The following is a 4,859-nucleotide window of genomic DNA, read 5'->3' as shown; positions in this document are numbered from 1 at the left end:
CCCCGGTCAACTCCTGCCAACGGCTCATGAGACCAACTCTAGGTCGACCGTGTGCACTCGAAGAAGCGACGCCAATGTCTCCGGGGTTCCGGATCGGCCCACACCCGGCGTCCGACCGCCGGTAGCACTGAGGCGCGGCGGGCCCTTCGGCCACCTGGCGGGGAACTCATCCGGAGGCTCCAAAAGCGACGTCTGCGTTCTCGCCGCCCCAGCCGGTCGGGCTGCGCCAGATGACATTGACACGGAAGACGTCGCGAATCATGTCTACAGACCAGTCCTCAGCGGGCGGTTCGGCAAGAACGAGGTAGAGGCCGTCAGCCGGCTCGGGCAGCGTGTGGTTGATCTCGAGCAGACGGGTCGCGCCCGATCGCAGGTCCGCATAGGTAGAGCAGCCTGCGCCCAAGGCCTCGTAGAGGAAGAGACCGTGCTGGGTGACGCAGCTGACGTCGACGATCACTGAGTCGGTCGGCTGGAGGTCCACCCAGAGGAGTGATGCCTTCAGCGCGTGACGAACCGCTTCGTGCTTCTTGCACGCGCGGTCGGTGCTGGCGGCCGTCTCCAGCGCGCGAAGGAAGCCATCCTTCGCGGTCGCAGCCGGTGTTGTGGCGGTGGTGTCCGCGGTGGTCATCTGGACTTCTTCCTTCTGATCGGCTTGCGTCGGGGCGACGGGGACCGCGCCGTCGGAGTTCGGCTTCGTCGCCATGCCGAAGCGCTCCTGGAGTTCTCGCCGCGCTTCAGCAAGGGGCCCCGCCCAGCCGGAAGCTGCCAACCCCTCCGCGAGCCGGCCCACGTCGAAAGTGCCCTCCTTGAGCGCGCGGTTGGTCGTCGCGGCGAGGTCGCGAAGAACTCCGAGTCGTTCTCTGTCGGGATCGCCGAACAGGTGAAGCACGTCGACCCAGTCGGCCTGGTCCCGTCGAAGGATGCGGTTAGCCATGCCCTGGAGTTCGGAGAGACGGCTGCGGGCGTCGGGAACGTCGCTGTCGCTCTCGGTCAGTTCTCCAAGAACATCCAGTGCCGCGAGGTAGCGCCCGGCCATCCGCTCCGAAACGGGCGACCGACCACGCTGGTCGGCGGCAAGCACCGTCTGGGTCGTCTCGTTGGCGAACACCCAGCAGTCCAGCTTCTCCCCCCGCAGCGGGGGAACCGACCCATGGCGGACGGTGAGGACGAGCGGACGGTCGATCATCGGCGACAACGGCTTGACCTTGAAGCGACCGCCCGGGGCCCGGTCCACGACCTCGACCCGGACGTCGGTACCGATCCGGGGAAGCCTTCCGACCCCACCACCCTCCGGCTGGGCATCGGGCACCGTCGGGGCCGGGGCGTCCCCGGCGCCAGTGAGCGCCTCCGGCAGCGGGGCGGTGTGCAGGACGGTCAGGCTCTGGGTGCTGCGGGTGAGGGCGACGTACAGCTGGCGCTGACCGGCGGGGCCGCGGTCGGCAATCGTGGCGGGCTCGACGACCAGGACGTGGTCGTACTCCATGCCTTTGACCTGAGCCGCGGCCAGCACGGAGACAGCCTTGCCGTTCCGCTCGCCGACGTCGCCGTCCTCGGCGATCCTGCGGCTGATGGCGTCCAGCCAGCCCGAGTCGTCAGGAACGATGACGGCCACAGAGCGGGGGGTGCTGCCATCACTGGTGTCCATGAGCCGGGCCGCATGGGCGACGGTGTCGTCGAGCAGCTTCCACGGCTCGGTCGCCACAGTCCGTACGGCGTCCGCTCCCGCCTCCCGGACAGCCTGCGGGTACGGCAGGGCCGGAGCGATCGCATGTGCGAGCGGAGCAACGAACTCCATGATTTCGGCGGGGACACGGTAGCTCGTGGTGAGCTGAGCCACGCTCCAGTCGCCGTGGTCGGAGAGAAGTGCGCCGAGCAGGTCCCAGCTCGTCGGGATGTGGGCACCCGTCGCCTGCGCGAGGTCGCCCAGGACGGTCATGGAGCCGCCCACGGCACAGCGACGCCGCAGGGAGCGGGCCTGCATGGGCGTGAGGTCCTGAGCCTCGTCGACGACGATATGGCCGTATCTCGGCGGGGTGTCGCCGCTGATCAGCAGGCTGAGCTCTTCGAGGCAGACGTGGTCGTCGAGGGTCCACGGGTCGGCGTCGGCGCTGGCGGCGCGGGGTCGCAGCAGGGCCGCCTGCTCGTCCTCGTCGAGGATGCCGTCGGCGCAGTCCCGCAGGAGGTCGGCCGAGTCGTAGAGGCTGCGCAGGGCCTCCCGGGGGCCGGGGGACGGCCAGAGGCGTTCGACGAGACGCTCAACCCGGCGGTTGCGCTCCAGGTCACGGCGGATCGTGCCGGTTTGCCCGCGACGTGGGGCGATGTCGGCGAGCTCCTGGAGGAGCCGGTCGACGAAAAGGCCTCGGAAACGGTCGCGCCGCTCCCGGAAGGGCCCGTCGCCGGCGTGGCCCCGGTCGAGGATGGCGAGGACCTCGGACTTCGGCACGCGGAGGGTCGTACTGCCGGCGGTGACGACGATCGCGGGCTCATCGCCCTCGAAAGAAGGATCGACGGTGAGGGCATCGAGAGCCTCAGGTCGGTAGTCGCTCTCAACGCGACGCCGCAGGACAGCCGCCATGCGCTCGTCCGACTTCACGAGACGCGCCTTCGGCGAGTCGGCACCGAGAATCTCGCCCTCCCACAGCCGGTCCAGCTGGACGGCGTTGACGTCCCGGGTGCCGAGAGTGGGGAGGACCTGACCGACGTAGTCGAGGAACCGCTGATGGGGGCCGATGACGAGGATGTCCTGGGCCTTGAAGTGCTCGTTGTTGACGAGCCAGGTCACTCGGTGGAGACCGACCGCCGACTTGCCGGTACCGGGGCCGCCCTGCACGACGAGAATGTCCGAGGGCGAGCCGGTGACCAGCTCCATCTGGTCACGGCGGATGGTCTCGACGATGTCCCTCATCCGGCCGCCACGCGACCGCTGGAGCTCCCGCAGCAGGAAGTCGTCCGGCTGGAGCGCCTTCCGCCGCTGGTGTCGTACGACATCACCGGGCGTGGGCGCCGACGCACTCTCCGGGGCGGGGGGCGCCTCCGTCTCCCCCGCCGCGCTGTCGTCGGCGGCCTTACGGGGCTCCGGTACGGCGGCGGGCTCGGGTACGGCCAAGGGCACGGGAACAGGCATCGGCAAGGAGATCTCGTCGAAGTAACTCTCGACGATCTGCTGTACGCAACGGAGCTGCCGACGCAGGACCACCTCGCCCGGGTTCTCGGGCCGTTTCTCGATCCACTTCTTCGCCAGGGGGCTGGTCCACAGCAGGACCACCGGCTCGTGCGAGGCGTCGTGCACGCCGCGGCGCCCGATGTACCAGGGACGGGGGTCTCCTCCCGGGTCCTCCGGCGCGTCGATGCGGGCGAAGACCAGGGCTTCGTCGCCGAGCCCCCCGTATGCCTCTGCGCGAGCCTCGGCCCCGGCCCGGTTGGCGATTCCGTCCTTGCCGCTCGCCGAGGCGGTGGCGGCCGAAGTGCCGCTCAGTTCGGCCAGTTTCGTGGTGTAGCAGTCGTACGCGTGGTCCACCGCCCGCTGCTCGCCGGCGAGGATCTCGTCCCGCGTCGTGGTGCTCATGTGCGTCCTCCCTGCGGTGCCGGGGAACACCGCCACGGGCATGTGCCCGTACCCCGCTGAAACAACTATCAGAAACCGGACGGTGACGAACAGTCAGTGGATCAGTTCTCGGACGAGGCCGTCGGTCTCGGTCCGCCAGGCCCGTACCTGGTCGTACGTGGGCCCAAGCTCGTACAGGTGGTAATGGCACCCCAGACTCGGCTGGGACTAGAGGGCCTTCGCCCGTCGGGCCGCCTCCGCCGGCGCGGCGGAGTGCAGGAGGAGCAGCTTGGCGCGCCCCGTGGTGCGGGACAGGCCGGGCGTCGCGGCTTCCAGCACCCGGTCGACGCAGAGCTCCCAGCGCGGTCCGCAGAGCGAGACAGGCGCCGCGGTACCGGCAGGCGGTGGTGGCGTCGGCGAGTTCGCCGTCGAGGAGGCGGTCGGCCGTGAGCAGCAGACCTTCGACGGAAGCGAGGGAAGGGGCGGTCATGCGGTCACCTCCGGCTTGCGGATCTTCTGCGCCAGGTTCTCGACGTGCGTGACGAAGCGGTGGGGGTTGGGGATCGAGGTGCCGTCGGGATGGGCTCCCTTCTGGCACTGCTGGATCAGGGAGCACGCCGGGCTTCCGTAGCGGCGGCGCACATCCTCCTTGACGTCGTTACCGCGCCTCACGTCGCCGAAGAGGGCGGAGGTCGTGTTCCGATCCGCCGGTGCGGTGGTGGCGGATCCACGCGGCCTCCAGGAAGGCGTTCTCCAGGGTGATACGGCACAGGCCTGGCAGCACGTGGCTGTGCGTCTCGGGGGGGGAAGGCCCTGGGTGAGGCTGAACCTCGGGAGTGGACACCGGGTTTCATGCGGCGAGTGACAGCGTATGTGATGTGGTGAGCTGTTGTTCGAACTCGACTGGTGTGAGGTAGCCGAGGGCGGAGTGACGGCGGCGCCGGTTGTAGTAGGCCAGCCAGCAGAACAGCTCGAGTCGGGTCTGTGCCTTCGAGGTCCAGCGGCGTCCGTGGAGCAACTCGCGCTTGAGCCCCTGGAAGAACGACTCGGCGAGGGCACAGTCGTAGCTCGAGCCGACCCGGCCCATGCTGCGGCGGATGCCGTGGCGGCGGCAGACCTCGGCGAAGGTGGCCGCGCTGTGCTGGGCTCCTCTGTCCGTGTGGAAGACGACGCCGTGGACCTGACCGCCGCGGGCGGCCACGGCCATCTCGATCGCGTCGGGTGACCAGCGAGGTGCGCATGTGGTCCGCGATCGACCAGCCCACCACCCGCCGCGAACAGATATCGATCACCGTGGCGAGGTAGAGCCATGTCG

General features: G+C 69.5%; 2 protein-coding genes and 1 pseudogene. All 3 read right to left on the bottom strand.

The window, feature by feature from the left end:
- Positions 1-166: 166 nt before the first annotated feature.
- Positions 167-3,565, bottom strand: coding sequence for a HelD family protein (locus tag ACWD35_RS44855; protein ID WP_451357078.1), 3,399 nt, complete (start codon positions 3,563-3,565; stop codon positions 167-169).
- Between the two features lie 465 nt (positions 3,566-4,030).
- Positions 4,031-4,216 (bottom strand): hypothetical protein, encoded by a 186-nt coding sequence (locus tag ACWD35_RS44850; protein WP_451357077.1) that lies wholly within the window; start codon positions 4,214-4,216, stop codon positions 4,031-4,033.
- Positions 4,217-4,394: 178 nt separating this feature from the next.
- Positions 4,395-4,859: pseudogene (locus ACWD35_RS44845) on the bottom strand (IS3 family transposase); the annotation flags it as partial.

The sequence above is a fragment of the Streptomyces sp. NPDC002671 genome, from assembly GCF_053592475.1.
This window is presented reverse-complemented; position numbering and strand designations above follow the sequence as displayed.